Origin of the sequence: uncultured Parasphingorhabdus sp. (genome assembly GCF_963975735.1) — a bacterium.
Taxonomy (GTDB): Bacteria; Pseudomonadota; Alphaproteobacteria; order Sphingomonadales; family Sphingomonadaceae; genus Parasphingorhabdus.
In genome coordinates this window covers 11,966-34,054 of the sequence record NZ_CAXBIA010000023.1, presented here as the reverse complement: position 1 = coordinate 34,054, position 22,089 = coordinate 11,966, and the positions used below count along the sequence as shown (strand labels likewise).

Annotated in this window: 21 protein-coding genes; 19 read left to right on the top strand and 2 right to left on the bottom strand. The window is 59.2% G+C overall.

Going from position 1 to position 22,089, the window contains the following annotated elements; genetic code table 11:
• Positions 1-98 precede the first annotated feature (98 nt).
• Together purT and AACZ86_RS15730 are read left to right on the top strand one after the other, a co-directional pair.
• The gene (gene purT / locus AACZ86_RS15735; RefSeq protein WP_339694354.1) at positions 99-1,289 is read left to right on the top strand and encodes a formate-dependent phosphoribosylglycinamide formyltransferase; all 1,191 of its coding nucleotides are present in this window, start codon (positions 99-101) and stop codon (positions 1,287-1,289) included.
• Positions 1,290-1,462: 173 nt separating this feature from the next.
• Positions 1,463-2,161, top strand: coding sequence for a glutathione S-transferase family protein (locus AACZ86_RS15730; protein WP_339694348.1), 699 nt, complete (start codon positions 1,463-1,465; stop codon positions 2,159-2,161).
• Between the two features lie 20 nt (positions 2,162-2,181).
• Here AACZ86_RS15730 and AACZ86_RS15725 read toward each other — a convergent pair whose 3' ends face one another.
• Positions 2,182-3,099 (bottom strand): AEC family transporter, encoded by a 918-nt coding sequence (locus AACZ86_RS15725; RefSeq protein WP_339694345.1) that lies wholly within the window; start codon positions 3,097-3,099, stop codon positions 2,182-2,184.
• A gap of 19 nt (positions 3,100-3,118) precedes the next feature.
• Complete coding sequence (locus tag AACZ86_RS15720; protein WP_339694342.1) at positions 3,119-3,970, bottom strand: crotonase/enoyl-CoA hydratase family protein; 852 nt, start codon at positions 3,968-3,970, stop codon at positions 3,119-3,121.
• A gap of 179 nt (positions 3,971-4,149) precedes the next feature.
• On the opposite strand from AACZ86_RS15720, the gene AACZ86_RS15715 reads away from it, so the two are divergent.
• From AACZ86_RS15715 to AACZ86_RS15635, 17 genes are all read left to right on the top strand, one after another.
• Complete coding sequence (locus AACZ86_RS15715) at positions 4,150-5,145, top strand: cysteine synthase A (protein WP_339694340.1); 996 nt, start codon at positions 4,150-4,152, stop codon at positions 5,143-5,145.
• Complete coding sequence (locus AACZ86_RS15710) at positions 5,135-5,506, top strand: hypothetical protein (protein ID WP_339694337.1); 372 nt, start codon at positions 5,135-5,137, stop codon at positions 5,504-5,506. The genes AACZ86_RS15715 and AACZ86_RS15710 overlap by 11 nt, the downstream gene beginning before the upstream one ends.
• 117 nt (positions 5,507-5,623) lie before the next feature.
• Positions 5,624-6,298, top strand: a complete 675-nt coding sequence (locus AACZ86_RS15705; protein ID WP_339694334.1) for a hypothetical protein — start codon at positions 5,624-5,626, stop codon at positions 6,296-6,298.
• A 350-nt stretch (positions 6,299-6,648) separates the two neighbouring features.
• Positions 6,649-7,074 carry a hypothetical protein gene (locus AACZ86_RS15700; RefSeq protein ID WP_339694330.1) on the top strand — a complete coding sequence of 142 codons (426 nt, stop codon included), beginning with the start codon at positions 6,649-6,651 and terminating at the stop codon, positions 7,072-7,074.
• Positions 7,071-8,009 (top strand): 16S rRNA (cytosine(1402)-N(4))-methyltransferase RsmH, encoded by a 939-nt coding sequence (rsmH, locus tag AACZ86_RS15695; RefSeq protein WP_339694327.1) that lies wholly within the window; start codon positions 7,071-7,073, stop codon positions 8,007-8,009. Before AACZ86_RS15700 ends, rsmH begins: the two co-directional genes overlap by 4 nt.
• Positions 8,009-8,608, top strand: coding sequence for a colicin transporter (locus AACZ86_RS15690; protein WP_339694320.1), 600 nt, complete (start codon positions 8,009-8,011; stop codon positions 8,606-8,608). Before rsmH ends, AACZ86_RS15690 begins: the two co-directional genes overlap by 1 nt.
• On the top strand, positions 8,605-10,323 hold the full coding sequence (locus AACZ86_RS15685; RefSeq protein ID WP_339694315.1) for a penicillin-binding protein 2: 1,719 nt from the start codon (positions 8,605-8,607) through the stop codon (positions 10,321-10,323). The genes AACZ86_RS15690 and AACZ86_RS15685 overlap by 4 nt, the downstream gene beginning before the upstream one ends.
• Positions 10,310-11,752 (top strand): UDP-N-acetylmuramoyl-L-alanyl-D-glutamate--2,6-diaminopimelate ligase, encoded by a 1,443-nt coding sequence (locus AACZ86_RS15680; RefSeq protein ID WP_339694351.1) that lies wholly within the window; start codon positions 10,310-10,312, stop codon positions 11,750-11,752. Before AACZ86_RS15685 ends, AACZ86_RS15680 begins: the two co-directional genes overlap by 14 nt.
• A complete protein-coding gene (gene murF, locus AACZ86_RS15675; RefSeq protein ID WP_339694312.1) occupies positions 11,749-13,146 on the top strand; it encodes a UDP-N-acetylmuramoyl-tripeptide--D-alanyl-D-alanine ligase in 1,398 nt (465 codons plus the stop codon). The genes AACZ86_RS15680 and murF overlap by 4 nt, the downstream gene beginning before the upstream one ends.
• On the top strand, positions 13,146-14,216 hold the full coding sequence (gene mraY, locus AACZ86_RS15670) for a phospho-N-acetylmuramoyl-pentapeptide-transferase (protein WP_339694309.1): 1,071 nt from the start codon (positions 13,146-13,148) through the stop codon (positions 14,214-14,216). The genes murF and mraY overlap by 1 nt, the downstream gene beginning before the upstream one ends.
• Positions 14,213-15,547: a UDP-N-acetylmuramoyl-L-alanine--D-glutamate ligase gene (murD, locus tag AACZ86_RS15665; protein WP_339694306.1), complete on the top strand. Its 1,335-nt coding sequence runs from the start codon at positions 14,213-14,215 to the stop codon at positions 15,545-15,547. Before mraY ends, murD begins: the two co-directional genes overlap by 4 nt.
• On the top strand, positions 15,544-16,782 hold the full coding sequence (locus tag AACZ86_RS15660; protein ID WP_339694303.1) for a putative peptidoglycan glycosyltransferase FtsW: 1,239 nt from the start codon (positions 15,544-15,546) through the stop codon (positions 16,780-16,782). The genes murD and AACZ86_RS15660 overlap by 4 nt, the downstream gene beginning before the upstream one ends.
• Positions 16,779-17,963: an undecaprenyldiphospho-muramoylpentapeptide beta-N-acetylglucosaminyltransferase gene (gene murG, locus AACZ86_RS15655; protein WP_339694300.1), complete on the top strand. Its 1,185-nt coding sequence runs from the start codon at positions 16,779-16,781 to the stop codon at positions 17,961-17,963. Before AACZ86_RS15660 ends, murG begins: the two co-directional genes overlap by 4 nt.
• Positions 17,960-19,366, top strand: a complete 1,407-nt coding sequence (gene murC, locus AACZ86_RS15650; protein ID WP_339694297.1) for a UDP-N-acetylmuramate--L-alanine ligase — start codon at positions 17,960-17,962, stop codon at positions 19,364-19,366. Before murG ends, murC begins: the two co-directional genes overlap by 4 nt.
• Positions 19,363-20,259 carry a UDP-N-acetylmuramate dehydrogenase gene (gene murB / locus AACZ86_RS15645; protein ID WP_339694295.1) on the top strand — a complete coding sequence of 299 codons (897 nt, stop codon included), beginning with the start codon at positions 19,363-19,365 and terminating at the stop codon, positions 20,257-20,259. Before murC ends, murB begins: the two co-directional genes overlap by 4 nt.
• Positions 20,256-21,176, top strand: a complete 921-nt coding sequence (locus AACZ86_RS15640) for a D-alanine--D-alanine ligase (RefSeq protein WP_339694292.1) — start codon at positions 20,256-20,258, stop codon at positions 21,174-21,176. The genes murB and AACZ86_RS15640 overlap by 4 nt, the downstream gene beginning before the upstream one ends.
• On the top strand, positions 21,173-22,054 hold the full coding sequence (locus AACZ86_RS15635) for an FtsQ-type POTRA domain-containing protein (RefSeq protein ID WP_339694290.1): 882 nt from the start codon (positions 21,173-21,175) through the stop codon (positions 22,052-22,054). The genes AACZ86_RS15640 and AACZ86_RS15635 overlap by 4 nt, the downstream gene beginning before the upstream one ends.
• Positions 22,055-22,089 lie beyond the last annotated feature (35 nt).

The following is a 22,089-nucleotide window of genomic DNA, read 5'->3' as shown; positions in this document are numbered from 1 at the left end:
CTCCGTCAGCCGTTCCGGCTGCCACCTCCCCATTGCTGCGCAACGGGGAGGAAATATTGTGGCTTGCGCCCTTCAGCCTATCCCAACATAGTCACCCGATGACTCACACCAAAAAAATCCTCCTCCTCGGCTCTGGCGAACTCGGCCGTGAATTCACCATCTCGGCCAAGCGGCTCGGCGCCTATGTCATCGCCTGCGACTCCTATGACGATGCCCCCGCCATGCAGGTGGCAGACGTCCGCGAAATTTTCTCGATGCTCGACGGCGAGAAATTGCGCGCGGCAATCGAAAAACATCAGCCCGACCTAATCGTCCCCGAGGTCGAGGCGATCCGCACCGAAATACTCGCCGATATGGAGGCCGAGGGTTTCCACGTCGTCCCGTCGGCGCGCGCCACCCAGCTGACAATGAACCGCGACGCGATCCGCGATGTCGCGGCCAAGGAACTGGGCCTGACCACCTCGCGCTACCATTATGCCGAAAGCTTTGCCGAAGTCGCCAGCGCGGCAGCGGATATCGGATATCCGCTGGTGATCAAACCGGTCATGTCTTCCTCCGGCAAGGGGCAGAGCAAGGTGGATAGCGCCGAGAAGCTCGAAGAGGCGTGGGACTATGCCGTCGCCAATATGCGTGGCGACCGGGCGCGGGTGATTGTCGAGCAATTTATCGATTTTGATTACGAGATCACTCTGCTGACCGTCCGCACCCGCGACGGCGTGCTCTTCTGCCCGCCAATCGGCCACAGGCAGGAGCGCGGCGACTATCAGGAAAGTTGGCAGCCGGCAGCAATGACGGAGGCGGCGCTAGCCACTGCGCAGGATATGGCGCGCAAGGTCGTCGAAAACCTCGGCGGCGACGGCAAGGGCTGGGGCCTGTTCGGGGTCGAGTTTTTCGTTACGAAACAGGGTGAAGTCATCTTCTCCGAACTCAGCCCGCGGCCGCACGATACCGGCATGGTCACCTCGATCGGCCAGAATCTCAGCGAGTTCGACCTCCACGCCCGCGCGATCATGGGGCTTCCCATTCCGCACATCGCCCTGACTGCACCAGCCAGCGCCAGCGCGGTAATCCTGGCGGACCGGGACAGCGAGCAGTTTGAATTTACCGGTGTCGCAGAAGCTTTGGCGCTGGGCCGCGAAGGCGCGGAAACGGACGTGCGGATATTCGGCAAGCCAGTGACGCGGCCTTACCGGCGGATGGGGGTTGCTCTGGCTACGGGGGCGGACACGGATGCGGCGAGGAAGCTGGCGAAGCGGGCTGCGGATGCAGTCGGGATTGAATATTCCTGAAACAAGTAACGACGTTGGGTGAGGGCGTACTGCGCTTCGGATGAGCACCCTCACCCAGCTACGCCTAGGCCGCAAGCTGCCAAGACTGCGCAACCCTCTTCCTCACGGGAGAGGGGTTTCCATTCTCCGATCAATCCGGCAAAGAACTTCCAAACATCAGGAGATACACACCCATGACCGCATCCCTCGTCCTCTACGGCTCGCCTCTGTCTCCCTTCCAGCGCAAGGTGGAGGCGGTGATGGCGCTCAAAGGGCTCGATTATGATTGCGAGGACGTCAACGTCATGGGCATGCCGGACTGGTACAAGGAAATCAGTCCGCTCGGTCGCATCCCGTCATTGCGCGACCGGGACATTGCCGAGGACGGTCCCGCCGGAACGATCACCGACAGCTCGGCGATTTGCGGTTATCTGGAGAAACGGCAGCCGGAACCGGCGGTCTATCCCGCCGATGCGTTTGACCATGGCCGGGCGCTGTGGCTGGAGGAATATGCCGATACCGGACTGGCGATGACCGGAGGCCTGGGACTGTTCCGTCCGATCATCTTCAATATTTTCCAGCGCAAGGCACCCGATCTTGAAACGGCGCGCACGACCTGGAATGAAAAACTGCCGCCACTGTGGGATTATCTCGAGCAATATCTCGATGGCCGCGCCCATTTTATCGGCGATAGTATCACCATTGCCGATATATCCGTCGCCGCACAGATTGCCCAGACCGAAATGCTGGCCGGTCTGCCCGACAAATCCCGCTGGCCGGTGCTGGTCGCGCATTTCGAAGCGATGAAGGCGCATGACTGCTTTCAGCGCAACAATGCGGGTTGCGACAAAATCCTAGCGAAACTGGTGCCGGAGAAATTCGACCTCAGCTAAAGTGTAGTAAGGCGGGTTTTTCAGGACTGGGTAAGCAGATAGAGCGCGTAAATCGCCGGCATGGACAGCACTGAAAAGACCGTCTGCACGGCGACCAGATTGGCGGATAAGGTGGCATCACCACCCAGTTGCCGCGCCAATATATAGCCGCTGCTGGCGGTTGGCGTTGCGGCGGCGATCATGACAATCGCAAGACTGTCCGGCGCGAGGTTGAGCAAAAGCCCCGCCGCCAGTGCCACCAGCGGCAAGCCGAGCAGGCGCACGGCTGACCAAGTCAAAGTGGTGTGCCCCGCCCGTTTGAAAGCCTCCAGATCAACCGCCGCGCCGACCACGAGCAGGCCGAGCGCCAGCGTGGCCTGACCCAATATGTCGAGCGTTTTTTCGGCAATCCCGGTGGGAGCAATGCCCAGCAGATTGAGCGCGATGCCGATCGCGCAACCGATGATCAGCGGATTGCGGATCATATCCATCACTACATGCGGTTTTTTGGTCCCATTATCTTCGGCGAAATGGGTCAATGCCAGCACCGAAATGACATTTGCCGTAGGTGTCAGGACCGCGACCGCAATCGCCATCAGCGCAAGTCCCGGTTCGCCGAACAGCGCGCTGGCGATGGACAGGCCGACGAACGTGTTCCAGCGGACGTTGGACTGGATGATCGAGCCCTTTCGCGGCCCGTCATCGGCCCGTCTAGCAAGCAATCCCATTGCTGCGAGCGCAAATTGCGAACCAACCAGCACCAGCACCATTGCCCATGGGACAATCTCAAAAGAAGCGCTGGCCAGCACATTGATGATCAGGGCCGGGAAAAATATGAAATAGACCAGTCGTTCGATCGCGCGCCAGCCGTCGGCGGGAAGGAAATTCCTGTGCGCCAGCAACCAGCCCAATGCGGTGATCAGGACCACCGGGATCAGGGCATAGACAAAATTTATCATCGATGGATCGCGCGCGAAACTAGAGTGCGGTTGTTCTTAGTGGCAACAGGTCCGGAAAGTCCGGCTCGCGCTTCTCACCCATGGCAGCGACCGCTTCCTGGATATGAGATGGCGGGAACATGCCGGCGTTCCAGACGCCGATATAGTCGAGCGTGTCGGCGGTATTATGGTCGCGGCCATAGTTGATCAGGACCTTGCAGCCGGTCACCGCCAGCGGCGATTTGGACGCGATTTCTTTCGCGGTAGCCATGACATAGGCGAGGCATTCTTCCTGCGTTTCGAACACATCGTTGACCAGACCGATTTCTTTCGCCTTGGCGGCATCAATGCGGCGGCCGGTATAGGCCATTTCCTTGACCCAGCCCTCGGGAATATAGCGCTGCAGGCGCGGGAAGGTGCCGACATCGGCTGTCATGCCGATATTGGTTTCCTGAATGCAGAATATCGCATCCTTGCTGCACCAGCGGATGTCGCCCGCACTGATCATGTCGATCGCGCCGCCGATGACGCCGCCGTGCAGCGCGAACAATATGGGAATGCGGGCTTCTTCCAGCGCGTTGAAAGTATGCTGGATACGTTTGACATTGGAACGGAACATCTCCGCGAGCACATGTTTGTCCGCGCCATCGATTTTGCTGTCGGGTTGCGGTGCGAAAACCGAAAGATCCATGCCGGCGGAGAAATGCTTGCCGGTCGAGCTGATCACGATGACTCGTGCGCGCGCGTTGATATCGATGTCTTCGACAATCTCCGGCAGATCATTCCAGAAAGCCCGGTTCATGCTGTTGAGTTTTTCCGGGCGGTTCATCCGGATATGCGCGACGCCATTGTCTATTTCGACATCGAAACATTCATATTTTTTCTCGACCATGATCCTCTTATCCTTATTCTTTGTCGGAAGTTGCCTTTCGCCTAGCATGATAAACTTCCGCGGCGCACGAACAATTTTCACGGGGGCAGGCGAGATGTGCGGGCGACTAAAGCCATGCTATCGACCCTGAAAAGGCTTCAAGCTTGCGGCGCGAAATCCCGCGCACTATGTATTGGTCTATGAGCATCATTCCAAACACACTCGAACTGATCGGCAATACGCCGCTTGTCCGTCTCTCGGGACCTAGCGAAGCAGCCGGTTGCGACATTTACGGCAAGTGCGAATTTGCCAATCCCGGTGCCTCGGTCAAGGACCGTGCCGCTCTCTATATCATTCAGGATGCCGAGGAACGCGGTTTGCTGAAGCCCGGCGGACGGATTGTGGAGGGGACTGCAGGCAATACCGGCATCGGTATCGCCTTGGTCGCCAATGCCAAAGGCTATAAATCGACCATCGTCATGCCGGAAACCCAGAGCCGGGAAAAAATGGATACGCTGCGCGCGCTTGGTGCGGAGTTGATCACAGTGCCGGCTGCGCCTTATTCGAGCCAGTGCCATTTCGTCCATCAATCGCGCCGGATTGCGGAAGAAACCGAAGGCGCGGTCTGGGCCAACCAGTTTGACAATGTCGCCAACCGCCGCGCCCATATCGAGACCACCGCCGAGGAAATCTGGGACCAGATGGATGGCAAGATCGACGGCTTTACCTGTGCAGTCGGCACTGGCGGCACGTTGGCTGGTGTCGGCATGGGGCTGAAGGCGAAGGATGAAAATGTCACCATCGCCCTGTCCGACCCGCATGGTGCGGCGCTTTACGAATATTATGCCCATGGCGAGCTGAAGTCCGAAGGCAGCAGCGTTGCCGAAGGCATTGGCCAGGGCCGGATCACTGGTAATCTGGAAGACGCGCCGGTTGACAGGCAATATCGCATTTCCGACGAGGAAGCGCTGGTCTGGGTCGAACGGCTGCTGATGGACGAAGGGCTCTGCCTCGGCATGTCGTCGGGCATCAATGTTGCCGGCGCAATCGCTCTCGGCAAGGAACTGGGGCCGGGCAGCCGGGTTGCGACCATATTGTGCGACACGGGCTTCCGTTATCTGTCATCGCTCTACAATGCCGCATGGCTCAGAGAAAAGGGGTTGCCGGTATTCCCGTGGCTCGACAATGATGGATAAGAAGGCGCAAACTTCCGGTCGTCAGGACACGATGCAGCGCATCCAGGTGGGTGTGATTGGTCTGGCAGCGGTGCTGTTGCTGGTCAGTATCGCCAATTTCGTGATCCAGCGGGCCAGCCACGAACAGACGGTGCTCGAGGAAATGCAGGGCGAAGGCGCAGGGAGAACTGCTCCGCTTGCCAGCAAACCGGAAGAAAAACCGGCCGAACCGCTGGCTGAACTGGGTCTCACTCCGGCTCCGGCAACCGGAGGCGGGAAAGCGGATGTGCGTTTGCCTTCTGCAAATCTTCCGGGACAGACCGTCCCCGATTTGAAGCCCGATCCGAATCTGGATGCGCCGATGGACCGGGAGCGGGAATAGTTGGCGGGCTTTTGGCAGACGCTCCCGTCCGCCATGGTGGCGCTATTGGTACTGACGCAATGCAGCGCGGCGGACTCTCCACCTGACAGCAATCAACCCAGACCGCGCATTCAGTTGATGACCAGCCTGCCGCTGGTATGGGGCGACAATGCATCGATGGAATCGATATTGTCGGGCGGTGCGCAGCCGGCACCCGTCTATCGTTACTGGCAGGACCAATATGACATGGCGGCGGTCGACAGCCTGGAAAGTCTCGAACAGGATGATCCGGATATCGTCATCCTGGCCCAGCCTCGGGCGATGGATCCAGCGGATCTGACCATTCTCGATGCCTGGGTCCGAATGGGTGGCGATGTCATCATCCTGACCGATCCGGATCTGGTCTGGCCGTCCGAACTGCCTCTTGGCGACACGCGGCGGCCTCTGGCCAGCGGTTTGCTGTCTCCGTTGCTCGGGCACTGGGGGCTGGAACTGGTCGCTGATGCTGACAGGAGCACGGAGGCCGTCGACCTTAGTTTTGGCAGCTATTCATTCGCTACCCGTGGGGCAGGCAAGCTCCAGCCCATGACGGCAGGCTCTGCTCCTAATGCGCGCTGCAAAATGGCCAGCGGTGATTTTATCGCCCGATGTTCGGTCGGGCTGGGGCAGGCTTCGATCGTCGCCGATGCTGATTTCCTGAATGCGGCATTTTGGCCGGAATCAACCCGTCGCTCGCCGCAGAATAGCGGGGCCGTCCGCTTTGTCGATTCTCTGGTGGAGGAGCATATTGACTCTATTGTCAGCAAGAAATGAGGATATTTTGGGCGTTTCCAGACACTAAGCGCGGGTCCTTCGACCAGAAAATCAAAAGGGTTAAAAATAAAATAACTATATTTCAATGTGTTAATTAGCTGTACCCATAAAATCCCGTAAAATCCCCTTTCATCCCCGACCATCCCCTGATAACCCTGTTTTGTTATCGGGGTATTCTTCCTGTCCGGGATGTTGTTTCCGGAAGGGCGCTGGAAAGCGCGCTTCTGAAGCGGGGAGACTATTGCCTCCGGTCGGGGTGAGGGACTTCCGCTGTGTCAGGTGCATATGCATATTCAGGCTCTGCAATATCGGCGATAGACGACAAGGGTCGTTTGTCGGTGCCAGCCTTTTTGCGTAAAAACCTGGTTGAAAGCAGCGATGGCCGCACCCTTTGCCTCGGCACCCATGAAAAATGGGATTGCCTCGTCGGTTTCGGGCTTAGTCGCAAAGCCGACATGCTCAGCGAAATTGACAAGCAGTGGGAAGCGGCGATTGCGCGCGGCGACAGTTTTGACAAGGATGCCGCCGGCGCGCGGAAATTTTCCTCGCTGCAGGACCTCAGCTTTGACGCCAGCGGCCGTTTCATCCTGCCGCCCCAGCTGCGCGAAATCGGCAATCTCGACGGCAACGTGCTGTTCCACGGCATCGGTACGACCTTCTGCCTGTGGAACCCGCAGACATTGCTCGACACGACCGACGACGTCCCCGTCGATCGCCGGCTGGTCGAACATCATCTGAAAGAAGCCGGCCAGAAAAGTGGAGGGAAACAGAAATGACCCCCGCTGCAGCCGCACGCCATGTCCCCGTATTGCTCGACGAAGTGATCGAAGCGCTCGCCATCACCCCTGGCGAAACGCATGTCGACGGTACATTCGGAGCCGGCGGCTATAGCGCGGCCATGCTGAAGGCAGGGGCGATCGTTCATGCCTTTGACCAGGATCCCGATGCGATCGCGGCGGGCCAGGCGATGGTTGATGGCTCCGATGGCAATCTGCACCTTCACCACGCGCTCTATTCCGAAATGGCCGATGTTCTGGTCGACGAGAATATCGACGGCATCACGCTTGATATCGGCGTTTCCTCGATGCAGCTGGATCAGGCCGAGCGCGGCTTTTCCTTCCAGAAAGACGGGCCGCTCGATATGCGGATGGCTCGCGATGGCGAGAGTGCGGCTGATTTCCTCAATGAAGCGGATGAAGAAGTGATCGCCGATGTGATCTATCGCTATGGCGAGGAACGCCGTTCGCGGCGGATCGCAAAGGCGATTGTCGAAGCACGTCCGTTGACCCGCACCTCCGAACTCGCGCAAGTGGTCAGAAAAGCACTGGGTTTTCGCGCAGGCGACAAGAAGGATCCGGCAACGCGGACCTTTCAGGCAATCCGCATCCATATCAATCGTGAATTGGGCGAACTCGAAGACGGTCTGGTCGCGGCAGAAAGATTGTTGCGGCCCGGCGGCCGTCTGGCTGTCGTGAGCTTCCACAGTCTCGAAGACCGCATTGTCAAAAATTTTCTACGCGACCGCGGCGGACAGAAGTCTGCCGGTTCCCGCCATCTACCCCAGGTTAACGAGACACGACCGGCACCCACCTTTCATAAACCAGCCAAAGCGGTGCGTCCGGCCGGAGCGGAGCAGGCCCTTAATCCCCGGGCCCGCTCCGCCACCCTCAGATCAGCGGTGCGTACCGACGCGCCCGGAGGTCAGTCCTGATGCTGGCATTCAAGCGCCTCGAAGGAATGGGATGGCTCGCGCTGGTTTTTCTGGTGGCGATCTTATTATATCCGCTTTCACTCAGCGTCGCGACGCTGCGCAGCGATCTCGCGCGGACCGATCGCAAGATAGTCGAGGTCAAGAAAGACATCCGCTATCTGGAAACAGAATTCAGCGCGCGCGCCAATCTGCGTCAGCTCGAGGAATGGAACAAGCTTGAATTCGGCTATGCATCACCGGTCGCCGCGCAATATCTGGATGGCGAGAGAGCGCTTGCAAATCTCGGTGGCAAAGACTTGCGCAAGCCGGTTCGGGTCGCGGTGCTCAGTTCGATGGACGGCATAAAGCCTGCCGGTATTATCGGTTCGGTGTTCGGCACTGCCAAGGCGCAGGATCGCAATGCCGATGGCAGCGCTATTGGTAGTCATGGACAGCTGGCGAGCGCGGCAACAACCAATGGTCACGGCAGCGGACCGGGCGCCTTGCAGAGCCGGACGGCCCGGGTCGCACATCTGGAGGACAAGTTGCTGGATGACGGTCTCGTCCGCGATCTAGGCCGAAAGGCTATAGCAGAAAAAATCGAAAGCCTGGCCGAATGACGACACTTCTGGCCAACAGCAAGAAGGTGCAGTTTTCGGGAAAGGCCAAGGAAATAGCCGTCAGCGCGCATTTCCGGCTGATGATATTGCTGCTGGTTTTTCTGGCTGCTTTCACCATCATCGTCGGGCGACTGGTCAGCCTCACGATCCTGGAAGATGCGGCTCCCTATCGCGCATCGAGCAGTGCCTTCATTCCGCCGCGCGGCGATATTGTCGACCGCAACGGCGTCGCCCTGGCGCGGACGATGCGCGGCTATGCCGTCCGCGTTGTCCCGGCCCGGCTGCTCGGTGAAAAAGAGACATTGGCGCGGCAATTGGCATTGATTTTCCCGGATACGAGTGCGGCAGATTTTCTGGAAAAGCTGAATGGCTCGCACCCCACCTATCTTCGCCGTCGGGCGCTGCCCGAGCAGGTCAAGCAGGTCCATGCCCTGGGTGAAATCGGAATCGAATTTCCCCGCGAGGACGAACGCCTCTATCCCCAGCGGGAGCTGGCCGCGCATGTGCTCGGTTATGTCGATGCCGACGGCAAAGGCGTGATGGGCATGGAGCGGGCGCTTAACGAGCGTCTTGTCGACAAGAATCTCCGTGCTGCGCCCGCAATATTGTCAATCGACAGCCGGGTGCAGGCGGCGATGGAAAGCGAACTTCAGGACGCGATGATCATGACCCAGGCGCGCGGCGCTGCGGGCATAATTCTGGACGTCCAGACCGGCGAAGTGATGGCGCTGGCATCGCTACCGCTATTCGATCCCAACAAAATCCGCAGGGCATCGATGAAATACCAGAATAACGAGGTTACCCAGAGCGTGTTCGAACTGGGCTCGACCTTCAAGCCCTTGACCATTGCAGCCGCTCTTGACGCCGGAACCGTCACTGATCTGGCTGTTCGCTACAATGCAATGGAGCCGATCAAGGTCGGCGGCTTCACCATCAAGGACGATCACAGTCAGGGGCGCTATCTGAACGTCCCTGAAACCCTGGTGCACAGTTCCAATATCGTTACCGCCCGGATTGCCGACAATCTCGGTCAGGAAGCCATGGAAAATATGTTCCGGCGGCTCGGCTTTGACGAGCGGCCCCATATCGAACTGTTTGAAAGGGGTTTTCCGCTCTGGCCACGGAACTGGGGACGGGTTACCAATATGACCGTGGCTTATGGCCATGGTATCGCCGTTACCCCGCTTCATCTCGCCAGCGCCTATGCGGCAATGGTCAATGGCGGCATCTGGCGTCCGGCCACTTTATTAAAAGTGGAGCCGGGCAAAGAGGCAAAGGGCCGGCGCGTATTCAAGGCAGCGACGAGCGCCCGGATGCGCCAGTTGCTACGGATGATTGTTTCGGACGGTACCGGCCGCAAGGCCGATGCTCCGGGTTACAGGATTGGCGGCAAAACCGGCTCGGCAGAAAAACCGTCCGAGGGCGGCTATAACAAAACGTCGCTGGTTTCGACTTTTTCTGCTGCCTTCCCGATGGATAACCCGCGCTATGTCGTCATTGCCATGCTCGACGAGCCGAAGGGCACCGCGGAAACGTCATTCCAGCGCACCGCCGGATGGACCGCAGCGCCCATCGTACGAAAACTTGTCACGCGCGTCGGACCGATGCTGGGTGTCATTCCGGATGAACATCGCGATGTCGATGTGTCCGAGTTGACGCCGCTGCTCTGGAAGCCGAAAGCGACATCCGAAGAGCAAGATGATGCAATTGAGTAGTCTGGTACCAGGATTGAACGGAGAGACCGGTGAACAGCCGGTCACCGGCTTTGCCATCGATCACCGCAAGATCGCGCCAGGCAATATATTCGGCGCTTTTCGGGGTGCAAAATTCAACGGTGAAGATTTTATCGAAGCGGCGGTTGCCGCTGGTGCCATTGCGGTGGTTGCCCGTCCCGGCGCGCAGGTCGAAGGTCTCGTGCATATTATGGATGAGGAGCCCCGGCGTTTATTTGCCCGGATGGCGGCGCGATATTTTACGCCGACACCGGCCAATGTCGCTGCTGTAACCGGAACCAACGGCAAGACGTCAACCGCAGAACTCACCCGGCAGCTGTGGCGGATGGATGGCTATAGCAGCGCGTCGATCGGGACGCTCGGCGTCACCACTGCCGATGACCAGATCAAAACCGGACTGACCACGCCCGATATTGTCACCTTCCTGTCGAACATGTCCGGTCTGGCCCGCGAAGGAGTCAGCCACGCGATTTTTGAAGCGTCAAGCCATGGTCTGTCGCAATATCGCACCGAAGGATTGCCGGTCCGGATCGGCGCGTTCACCAATTTGAGCCGCGACCATCTTGACTATCATGGTGATATGGACAGTTATTTCGAAGCGAAGATGCGTCTGTTTGACGAGGTTGTGGCGAGCGACGGGACCGCGGTGATCTGGGCCGATGACGATCCCTGGTCGGACAAGGCGATCAAGCGCGCCACCGATCGCGGGCTGGAGATTCTGACGGTCGGGAAAAAGGGTTCGACGCTGCAATTGATGTCGCAGACTCCGACCCATTTGGGCCAGGTGCTGATGGTCAAGGCGCACGGCAATACCCACCGCATTTCACTGCCTTTAATCGGAGCCTATCAGGCTGCGAATATCCTGCTCTCGGCCGCCATCGTGCTGGCAAGCGGCGGGAAGCTTGAAAATATCCTCGATCATATGCAGCGGGTGCAGCCGGTGCGCGGCCGGATGGAGCGTGCGGCCATCACCCGCGCCGGCGCGCCGGTTTATGTCGACTATGCCCATACGCCGGATGCTTTGCGCGCCGCGATCGAGGCGTTGCGGCCCCACGTCACCGGACAGTTGATCACGGTTTTCGGTGCCGGCGGCGACCGCGACAAGGGCAAGCGTCCCGAAATGGGCAAGATCGCGGTTGAATTGTCCGATCATGTCATCGTCACCGACGACAATCCCCGTAGTGAAGATCCGGCTGCCATTCGCGCCGAGATCATGGCCGGAGCAACGGGTGCCGACAATGTCGCCGACCGGCGTGCGGCCATCGCCAAGGCGGTCGAAATGGCTGGAGCGCAGGATATCGTCCTGCTTGCCGGCAAGGGCCATGAACAGGGCCAGATCGTCGGCGACCGTGTCATTCCCTTTGACGATGTCGAAGTGGCAAGAGAATGCGCCGGAGCGCAGGCGCTATGACCGCATTATGGACATCTGCCGCAATAGCGGAAGCGACAGCCGGCAAGGCGAGTACCGAATTTTCCGTCAACGGCGTTGCCTTTGACTCGCGCGAAATTGGCCCGGGCGATCTGTTCGTCGCGCTCAAGGGTGAACATAGCGACGGTCACCTTCACGTCGAACAGGCGTTTGCTGCGGGCGCTGCCGGTGCGATTGTCAGCGAGCCGGCCGACGGTCCCCATATATTGGTGCCCGATACCGTTCAGGCTCTGGATATGCTGGCCAAGGCATCTCGCCTTCGCACCGATGCCAAGATCATCGGGGTAACGGGGTCAGTCGGCAAGACCGGCACCAAAGAAGCTCTGTTTGCGGCGCTCGACCGTTGTTCTTTTGGCCACGCACACCGGTCGGTCAAAAGCTATAATAATCATGTCGGGGTTCCGCTCAGCCTGTCGCGCATGCCGGAAGACACGAGATTCGGTATTTTCGAAATGGGCATGAACCACGCGCATGAACTGTCCGCACTCACCCGTCTGGTGCGACCCGATGCCGCGATTATCACCGCTATCGCGCCGGCACATATCGGGAATTTTCGCAATGGCGAGCAAGGCATTGTCGATGCCAAGGCCGAAATATTCGAAGGGCTGATGCCCGGCGGCACCGCGATCATCCCGCACGAGAGTCCCTATTTCCAGCGGCTGAAGAAGACGGCAGAGCGCTATGCCGCCCATGTGATTTCCTTCGGATTTGAAGATGGCGCCGATGTCCGCGCGGTTGATGTTGTTGCCGCACCCCGGGGCGGCTCGCTGGTCACGGCCAGGCTGGGGGACCGGAGCCTCTGTTTCACAATCGCCGAAGCCGGTCGCCATTGGGTGTCCAATTCACTGGCCATTCTTGCTGCCGTGCGCGCTGTTGGCGGTGATCTGGCCTCGGCCGGTCTGTCGCTTGCCGAAATGAGCGGCATTGACGGACGCGGCCGCAGACATGTCATATCGCTGAAATCCGGCGGTAAAGCGCTGGTTATCGACGAGAGCTACAATGCCAATCCGGCGTCGATGAAGGCCACGTTGCAACATTTTACCGTCGAACCGTGCACTGGCCGTAAAATCCTCATTCTCGGTGCTATGGGAGAGCTCGGTGACCAGTCGGCGCAATTTCATACCGCGCTGGCTGACGACATTTTGCCCTGCGGAGCCGCTGCGATAATCTTGGTCGGCGACGATATGGCACATACTGCCGCGAAACTTGAACAGAGCCTTGATCAGGGCGTGAAAATGTCACATGCCGAGAGCGCTTCGGCGGCGTTGGCCGAGGCGGCAAAATTGATCGGCGACGGGGACGTTATTCTGATCAAGGGGTCAAATTATCTGGGGCTGTCATCGGCGGTTTCTGCGTTGGTGAACGGGGAGTATTGATGTTTTATTTACTGGCCCAATGGCTTGAATTCGAAGGCATATTCAATGTCTTTCGCTACCTGAGTTTTCGTTCGGGTGCCGCGATATCCACATCATTGTTCATCGGTCTTCTGATCGGTCCCAAATTCATCAACATGCTGCGCATGCGGCAGGGCAAGGGGCAGCCGATCCGAGAAGACGGCCCGATCACCCATCTCAAAAAGGCGGGCACGCCGACCATGGGCGGCCTGATGATCCTGATTTCGGTGGTGACTTCGCTGCTGTTGTGGATGGATCTCAGCAATATGTTCGTCTGGGCCTGTATTTTCGTGACGCTCGGCTTTGGCGCGATCGGCTTCATGGATGATTATGACAAGGTCCGCAAAGCCAGCCACAAGGGCATTCCGGGCCGGGTCCGGCTGTTGCTGGAATTCATCATCGCCGGTTTTGCCACATGGCTGATTGTCCAGCAGATCGGTACCAGCCTTTATGTACCGTTCTTCAACGATGTGCAGATCGACCTCGGCTATTTCTACATCCCCTTCGCGATGTTCGTGATTGTCGGAGCGGGCAATGCGGTCAATCTGACCGACGGGCTTGATGGCCTCGCCACCATGCCAGTCGTCATTGCCAGCGCTACTTTCCTCATTCTCGTCTATCTTTCCGGTAACGCCGTTTTCTCCGAATATCTCGGCATACCCTTTGTGCGCGGAGCGGGCGAACTGGCGATCTTCTGCGCGTGCGTGATCGGCGCCTGTCTCGCCTTCCTCTGGTTCAACGCACCCCCGGCTGCGGTGTTCATGGGTGATACCGGTAGTCTCGCACTCGGCGGTGCGCTCGGTGCGATTGCGGTGTCTATCCATCATGAAATCGTGCTGGCACTGGTTGGCGGGCTGTTCGTGCTCGAAGCTGTGTCGGTCATCGTCCAGGTGTTCTTCTTCAAGCGTACCGGCCGCCGTGTGTTTCGCATGGCGCCGATCCACCATCATTTCGAACAGCTTGGCTGGTCCGAGTCCACCATTGTGATACGCTTCTGGATCATCAGTCTGGTGCTCGCGCTTGCCGGATTGGCGACGTTGAAGCTGAGATGATCGTCTCTTCCGCCTTTGCCGGCAAACGCTATGCCATACTTGGACTGGCCCGTTCCGGCATGGCAGCGCTCGAAAGCCTGCATGCAAGCGGAGCGGAACTGCTGGCCTGGGACAATCGCGAAGAATTGCGCGAAAGCGTGGCCGACAAAGCGACGATAGCCGACCCTCTTGCATCGGACCTTACAGGCTATGACGCGATTGTCGTGTCTCCCGGCGTGCCGCTCAACGGCCAGCCGATTGCGCAAAAGGCAACTGCCGATGGCGTGCCGATCATCGGTGATATCGAGCTGTTCTCCCATGCCCGCCACGATTTGCCCCCGCACCGGGTTGTCGGCATTACCGGGACCAACGGCAAGTCGACGACCACCGCATTGATCCACCATATATTGGCCAGTGCCGGCGTGCCGAGCCTGATGGGCGGGAATATCGGCGTGCCGATCCTGTCGCAGGAACCCTTGCCCGAGGGCGGCGTCTATGTCCTTGAACTTTCCAGCTACCAGATTGACCTGACGCAAAGCCTCGATTGCGATGTCGCGCTGCTGCTCAATATCAGTCCCGACCATCTAGACCGCTATGACGGCTTTGACGGCTATGCCGCTTCAAAGGCGCGTCTGTTCGATATGCTGGGGTCGGATCATGTAGCCATTTTCGCCAGCTCTGATGAAAAGACCCAATTGGCTTTGCACGGATTGCAGGATCTCGGGCGGGTTCGGAATATTATAGACACCAGCAGTGCGGAGATTTCGGGACAAGCTGATTGGCCATCGCTGCAGGGGCCGCATAATCTGCAAAATGTCATTGCCGCGGTTGCCACGGTCGAAGCTCTGGGGATTGCCGAAGACCAATGGCGTCCGGCGCTGGAATCATTCACTGGCCTGGCCCATCGTATGGAGCGGGTTGCCGAAGCCAGCGGCGTGTTGTTCGTCAACGACAGCAAGGCAACCAATCCCGCTTCCACCGGTCCCGCGCTTGGTGCCTATCCGAAAATCCACTGGATTCTCGGTGGCCTGCCGAAGAGCGATACGCTGACCGAGTGCGAGCCTTTCTACCGGAATGTTGTGAAAGCCTACACGATCGGCGAAGCCGGCCCGATGTTCGGAAAATTGCTGGCGGATAAAATTCCGGTCGAATCCTGCGAAATGATATTGACGGCGGTGCAGCAGGCGGCCGCCAACGCCCGGCCCGGCGAAGTGGTTCTGCTGTCGCCGGCCTGCGCATCTTTCGACCAGTTCCGCGACTTTGAAGCGCGCGGCGAATGTTTCCGGACGGCAGTCAATTCGGTGATCGAGAATGATCTGATCGGCACCGCGACCAGTGAGGTGAGTCAATGAGCGCCTCAAACAGTCCGCCTGAAATTGCCGGAGCCTTCAAAAAGAAGCGCTTTCAACTGCAGTCGCGTCTCGGCCGCAGCGACCGTTCGCCGCTTGCGATCTGGTTCTGGGAACTCGACCGGGTTCTGCTCGGACTGATCCTCACTCTCGTGGCGATCGGGTTGATCGCGGTTGCCGCAGCTTCGCCGGTGACGGCGCTGAAACTGAGCAGCGATACGGTCAAGATCGATCCGCTCTATTATTTCTATCGCCAGCTTGGCTGGGTGATCGTCGGTGTTCCGCTGATGCTGGTGGTTTCGATGCTGCCGAAGGAACAGGCCCGGCGGTTCGCGATCCTCGGCGCGGTTGCTGCCATCATCTTGTTGTTCCTCGTGCCGGTGTTCGGAAAATCCGTCAACGGCGCGCAGCGCTGGATCGGCTATGGTTTTGCAACCATCCAGCCCGGCGAATTTCTCAAGCCGCTTTATGCGGTCGCACTGGCATGGCTGCTGTCGCTGCGGATCAAGGACCCCGGCTTGCCGGTGATTTCCCTGTCCGTCGTACTGACCGGGATTATCGCGGTGTTGATGCTGATGCAGCCGAATCTTGGCGAGACTATCCTTATCTGCGGTATCTGGTTCGCGGTGATGACCGTATCCGGTCTGTCGGCGCGTCTGATCGCGGCGGTCGGTATCGGCAGTGTCGGCGGGCTGGTCGGAGCCTATTTTCTCTATCCCGTTGCAACCCACCGGATCAACGCCTGGCTGTTCGGCGGCGACGAATTTGACCAGGTGATGCTCGCGCACAAGGCATTGACCGGTGGCGGCCTGCTCGGCACCGGGCCGGGGCTCGGCACAGCCAAATTCAAGCTGCCCGAGGCGCATACCGACTATATTTTCTCAGTAATTGGCGAAGAATTCGGTCTGCTGGCCTGCATGGCCATCGCGCTGGTCTTTCTCGCGATCATCGTCCGGGTCTTCCTCCGTCTGCTCGACGAAGAGGATAATTTCATCATTCTCGCGGTAACCGGCCTGACTGCCCAGTTTGGCGGACAGGCGCTGATCAACATGGCGGTGAACCTTCAGCTGTTTCCGTCCAAGGGCATGACCCTGCCGCTGATCAGCTACGGCGGCTCGTCGATATTGGCTTTGTGCATCGGTATCGGACTTTTGCTCGCATTTACCCGACGGAACCCGTATCTTGACCGTTCACAATATGGCTCGGCTTGGCCCGAGCAGGGACGGATAGCGGTATGAGTTTTTCCAAACATTATGTGCTCGCGGCTGGCGGCACCGGCGGGCATATGATCCCGGCCTATGCGCTGGCGCGGGAACTGGTCCTGCGAGGCCATCGGGTGGCATTGATCACCGATGCACGCGGCGAGAAAATTCCCGGCATGGTCGACGAAGGGCAGGTCCATGTTCTTCCTGCCGGTCGTATCACCAAGAATCCGCGCAGCTGGGTCGGCGGAACCCGCGCGATTCTCAAAGGCCGCCGGATGGCGATGCAGCTTTACGAGACATTCCAGCCGTCGGCCGTCGTCGGCTTCGGCGGCTATCCCGCCTATCCCGCCTTGCTTGCTGCGAATAGCCGGGACATCCCGACGATCGTCCACGAGCAGAATGCTGTTCTCGGCCGTGTGAACCGGCTCGCGGCGCGTTCGGTCAATGCTATTGCCACCGCCTATCCCGATGTTCTGCGGATCAAGCCGAAATATCAGGACAAGGTCCATCTGGTCGGCAATCCGGTGCGCGAGGAAGTGGTCGCGCTGCGCGAAGAACCCTATCCGCCACTGTCCGAAGAAGGCATTTTCCGGGTGCTGGTGACTGGCGGAAGCCAGGGCGCCTCGATCCTTTCCGACGTTGTCCCGGATGCGATGGCCATGCTGCCGATGCATTTGCGCCGCCGTCTGCAGATCACCCAGCAATGCCGCGAGGATGATATCGAGCGGGTACGGGCCAAATATGCGGAACATGATATCCCGGCGGAGCTGGCGACCTATCTTCCCGATCTGCCGCAGCGTCTCGGCTGGGCGCATCTGGTGATTGGCCGGGCAGGGGCCTCGACGATTGCCGAGCTGACAACCGCCGGCCGTCCGGCGATCCTTATCCCGCTACCCAGCGCGATGGATGATCACCAGACTTATAACGTCAAAGAAATGGTCGCATCCGGTGGCGCCCGTTCGATCCCGCAGTCGCGCTTTACCGCCAAGGAACTGGCCAAGCAGATGCAGAAAATGGCGCTGCAACCCGGCGCGCTGGAAAATGCCGCGCGCTTTGCGGCGAAATGCGGTCGGCCGGAAGCGGTTAACGATCTCGCCGATCTGGTCGAAAGCATCGGCACATCGCCTCTGGGAAAGACCATGAAGGTGAAGAAGGAACAGCAGCAAATGATATCGTCGCGCAAGGAAGCACTGGCAAGGAATGATGCACAGTGAAGGGCGTCGGCACAGATATCGGTACGATCCATTTCGTCGGCATCGGCGGCATCGGCATGTCGGGCATCGCCGAAGTGATGCACAATATGGGCTATCAGGTGCAGGGCAGCGATATTGCCGAAGGCTATGTGATTGACGGTCTGCGCGCCAAGGGCATTGATGTCAAAATCGGCCAGAATGCAGAAAATGTCGAAGGCACGGCGGTGGTTGTGACTTCCACTGCGGTCAAGCGCGGCAATCCCGAAGTGGAGGCAGCACTGGCGGGCCGGATACCTCTGGTCCGCCGGGCGGAAATGCTCGCCGAACTGATGCGGCTCAAATCGACCATCGCGATTGCCGGGACCCATGGCAAGACCACGACGACCTCTATGGTTGCGGCGATGCTGGATGCGGGCGGTATCGATCCGACCGTGATCAACGGCGGCATCATCAACCAATATGGCTCCAACGCCCGGCTTGGTGCCGGCGAGTGGATGGTGATCGAGGCCGACGAAAGCGACGGCAGTTTCCTGCGGCTCGATGGCACGATCGCGGTCGTCACCAATATCGATGCCGAGCATCTCGACCATTACGGCAGCTTCGAAAAGATCAAGGACAGTTTCGTCGAGTTTATCGAGAATGTACCCTTTTACGGCGCGGCGATCCTGTGCGTCGACCATCCCGAAGTGCAGGCGGTGCTGACCCGCATCCGCGACCGGAGGATCATCACTTATGGTTTCTCCGCCCAGGCCGATGTGAAGGGTGTCAATGTCACCCCAATCGCCGGTGGCAACCGCTTTGACGTGGTCGTACGCGACCGCGACGGCGAGACCAGAACCATCGAGAATATCACATTGCCGATGCCGGGCCGCCACAACGTTCAGAACGCTATTGCGGCCGTCGCCGTCGGCCTCGAAATGGGCATGACCGACGATCAGATCGCCAAAGGCTTTGATGATTTTGGCGGTGTAAAACGGCGCTTTACCAAGGTCGGTGAAGTTGACGGTATCACCATCATCGATGACTATGGCCACCATCCGGTCGAGATCCAGGCCGTGCTGTCTGCTGCACGCGAAGGCGCGCAGGGCCGCGTGATCGCTGTCGTCCAGCCGCATCGCTTCACCCGTTTGCGCGACCATATGGAAGAATTCCAGGGCGCCTTCAACGACGCCGACATGGTGCTGGTGACGCCAGTCTATGTCGCTGGTGAAGACCCTATCGAGGGCATCGACAGCGATGCTCTGGTCGACGGATTGAGAGTGCGCGGCCATCGGCTTGCCGAGACCGTTGCCGACCAGAAGGCCTTGGCGACGCGGCTGGCCGAAGTGGCGCAGCCGGATGATATGATCATCTGCCTCGGGGCAGGGGACATCACCAAATGGGCAGCCGGACTTGCGGACGGCATTGCGGAGGCGCGCAAATGAACGCGGTTGCGACCATGCCTGTTACCCGCGGCAAGTTGACCGAGGGCGCTGCTCTGGCCCCGCTCGTCTGGTTCAAGAGCGGCGGCGCAGCCGAGTGGCTGTTCGAACCCAAGGATATTGACGATCTGCAACAGTTTCTCCGCGACCTTGATCCGGCGATAGCGGTCTGGCCGCTCGGGCTGGGATCCAACCTGATCATCCGCGACGGAGGCATTGACGGCGTCGTGATCAGGCTGGGCAAGGCTTTCGCTGGCATCGAAGCGGACGGGCTGACGTTGCGCTGCGGCGCAGGCGCGCCGGGCATTTCGGCAGCGAGCAAGGCCCGTGACAATGGCATCGCCCGGATGGAATTTCTGCGCGGCATTCCCGGTACTATCGGCGGCGCGGTGCGGATGAACGCCGGGGCTTATGGCCGCGAAGTCTGCGACATATTGGTGAGCGCGGATGTTATCTTGCGCAACGGCGATCTGGTGGCGATTCCCTTGGCCGATATGGGCTATACCTATCGCCATTCCGCTTTGCCGGAAGGCGCGATTGTCGTGAGCGCGACTTTTCAGGGCGAAAGCGGCGATCCCGAAATTATCGGCGCTGAAATGAAGCGTATTGCCGAAGAACGCGAAGCCTCGCAGCCGCTGCGCTCCAAGACCGGCGGTTCCACCTTCAAGAACCCCGAGGGCCACAAGGCCTGGCAGCTGGTCGATGAAGCAGGCTGCCGCGGGTTGCAAATCGGGCAGGCGCAGGTGTCGGAAAAACACTGCAACTTTTTGATAAATCTCGGCGGCGCAAGCTCTGCCGATATCGAAGCGCTCGGCGACGAAGTCCGCAAGCGTGTCAAAGCCCATTCGGGCGTAGAATTACAATGGGAAATCCAGCGCGTGGGAGATGAAGCATGACAGATAAACTCCACGTCGCCGTCCTGATGGGTGGCTGGTCTGCCGAACGCGAAGTATCGCTGAGCAGCGGCAATGGTGTGGCCGATGCGCTGGAAAAAAACGGCCATCAGGTGACCCGTGTCGATATGGACCGCAATGTAGCGCAGGTGCTGGCCGGTATCCGGCCCGATGTGGTGTTCAACGCCCTGCACGGCGTGCCGGGGGAAGACGGCAGCGTTCAGGGGATGCTCGATCTGATGCAGATTCCTTACACCCATAGCGGGCTAGCGACATCGGTCATTGCGATCGACAAGGAACTGACCAAACAGCAGCTGGTCCCCGCCGGCATCCCGATGCCCGCAGGTACCATCGTTTCCAGTGAGAGCCTCTACGAAGCCGACCCGCTTCCTCGCCCTTATGTTCTCAAACCGGTCAACGAAGGCTCTTCCGTCGGCGTTGCAATCGTGACCGACGACAGCAATTATGGCAATCCGATCGGCCGTGATGTCAGCGGCCCGTGGCAGGAATTTGACGAACTGCTCGCCGAACCCTTCATCAAAGGCCGCGAACTGACCACGGCGGTTGTCGGAGGCAAGGCATTGTGCGTGACCGAGTTGAAAACAGCGCAGGGTTTTTACGACTATGCCGCGAAATATACAGAGGGGCTGACCCAGCACGTCTGTCCCGCCGAAATCCCCGAAGATATCGAGAAATTATGCCTCGACTATGCCCTGCGCGCCCATCAGGTACTGGGCTGCAAGGGAACCTCGCGCACCGATTTCCGCTGGGACGACGAACAGGGCGCGGCCGGCCTGTTCGTGCTGGAAACCAACACCCAGCCCGGCATGACCCCGCTCAGCCTCGTCCCCGAACAGGCGAAGCAGATGGGGATCAGCTATGAGCAACTGGTCGAATTGATTGTGAGAGAAGCGTTATGACAGCAACCCGGAAACGCACCAATCGGCAGGTCAAGGGCAAGCCGCGCAAACAGGCGAAACGCAAGGTCCGTCAGGTCTCGATTTTCGACAAGATTTTGCGCGCCATGCCGGTAACCGAAGAACAGGTGCAAAAGGGCCTGACCTGGGGGCTGGTGGCAGTGTTCATTCTTGGCGCCTATAGCGTTGCCCATTATTCCGGTATCAACGAACGGATCAAGACCGAGGTCGCCGCTGCGGTCGGCAACGCCGGCTTTGAAGTGAAGCGGGTCGAGGTCAGCGGCGTCAACCGGATCGACGAGCTCAAAGTCTATGAGATCACTCTCGCACAGAAAGACCGGTCGATGCTGCTGGTCGACATCGATGCGGTGCGCGACGATCTGATGTCGAATGGCTGGATCAAGGACGCCCGGATTTCCCGACGCTTGCCCGATACTTTGGTCGTGGACATAGTCGAACGCGAACCGGTTGCGGTCTGGCAAAATCAGGGTCAGCTATCGCTGATCGACAAGACCGGCTATCCATTGGAAGAAATCAGCAAGGAAAAAATTCCTGCCCTGCCGGTAATCGTTGGCAAGAAAGCCAATCTGAAATTTACCCAGCTGGATTCGCTGCTCGACGTCGCACCGGCGCTGCGCCCGATGGTGACCGGCGCGACATGGATCGGCAACCGGCGCTGGGATCTGGAGTTTGACAGCGGCGAGACGCTGGCTCTGCCGGAAGGCGAAGAAACTGCCTCGGCCGCGTTGCTGAATTTTGCGCGGATGGACGGCGTCAACCGGTTGCTCGGGCGCGGGGTTGTGCATTTTGACCTGCGCGATGCCGAACGCGCCTATTTGCGGATGCCGCCGAAACTGGCTGCGGCTGATCCGGACAGTTGATCGGTTGAATTGCTGATCGGGTGGTGACGATATTA

Coding starts and splice junctions, on each gene's coding strand:
- AACZ86_RS15640 (WP_339694292.1), top strand. CDS start 20,256: ATGACAGATAAACTCCACGTCGCCGTCCTGATGGGTGGCTGGTCTGCC.
- murD (WP_339694306.1), top strand. CDS start 14,213: ATGATCGTCTCTTCCGCCTTTGCCGGCAAACGCTATGCCATACTTGGA.
- AACZ86_RS15685 (WP_339694315.1), top strand. CDS start 8,605: ATGACGACACTTCTGGCCAACAGCAAGAAGGTGCAGTTTTCGGGAAAG.
- AACZ86_RS15720 (WP_339694342.1), bottom strand. CDS start 3,970: ATGGTCGAGAAAAAATATGAATGTTTCGATGTCGAAATAGACAATGGC.
- AACZ86_RS15705 (WP_339694334.1), top strand. CDS start 5,624: ATGACCAGCCTGCCGCTGGTATGGGGCGACAATGCATCGATGGAATCG.
- AACZ86_RS15725 (WP_339694345.1), bottom strand. CDS start 3,099: ATGATAAATTTTGTCTATGCCCTGATCCCGGTGGTCCTGATCACCGCA.
- AACZ86_RS15635 (WP_339694290.1), top strand. CDS start 21,173: ATGACAGCAACCCGGAAACGCACCAATCGGCAGGTCAAGGGCAAGCCG.
- AACZ86_RS15715 (WP_339694340.1), top strand. CDS start 4,150: ATGAGCATCATTCCAAACACACTCGAACTGATCGGCAATACGCCGCTT.
- mraY (WP_339694309.1), top strand. CDS start 13,146: ATGTTTTATTTACTGGCCCAATGGCTTGAATTCGAAGGCATATTCAAT.
- AACZ86_RS15710 (WP_339694337.1), top strand. CDS start 5,135: ATGATGGATAAGAAGGCGCAAACTTCCGGTCGTCAGGACACGATGCAG.
- murF (WP_339694312.1), top strand. CDS start 11,749: ATGACCGCATTATGGACATCTGCCGCAATAGCGGAAGCGACAGCCGGC.
- AACZ86_RS15660 (WP_339694303.1), top strand. CDS start 15,544: ATGAGCGCCTCAAACAGTCCGCCTGAAATTGCCGGAGCCTTCAAAAAG.
- AACZ86_RS15680 (WP_339694351.1), top strand. CDS start 10,310: ATGCAATTGAGTAGTCTGGTACCAGGATTGAACGGAGAGACCGGTGAA.
- murG (WP_339694300.1), top strand. CDS start 16,779: ATGAGTTTTTCCAAACATTATGTGCTCGCGGCTGGCGGCACCGGCGGG.
- AACZ86_RS15690 (WP_339694320.1), top strand. CDS start 8,009: ATGCTGGCATTCAAGCGCCTCGAAGGAATGGGATGGCTCGCGCTGGTT.
- murB (WP_339694295.1), top strand. CDS start 19,363: ATGAACGCGGTTGCGACCATGCCTGTTACCCGCGGCAAGTTGACCGAG.
- AACZ86_RS15730 (WP_339694348.1), top strand. CDS start 1,463: ATGACCGCATCCCTCGTCCTCTACGGCTCGCCTCTGTCTCCCTTCCAG.
- purT (WP_339694354.1), top strand. CDS start 99: ATGACTCACACCAAAAAAATCCTCCTCCTCGGCTCTGGCGAACTCGGC.
- rsmH (WP_339694327.1), top strand. CDS start 7,071: ATGACCCCCGCTGCAGCCGCACGCCATGTCCCCGTATTGCTCGACGAA.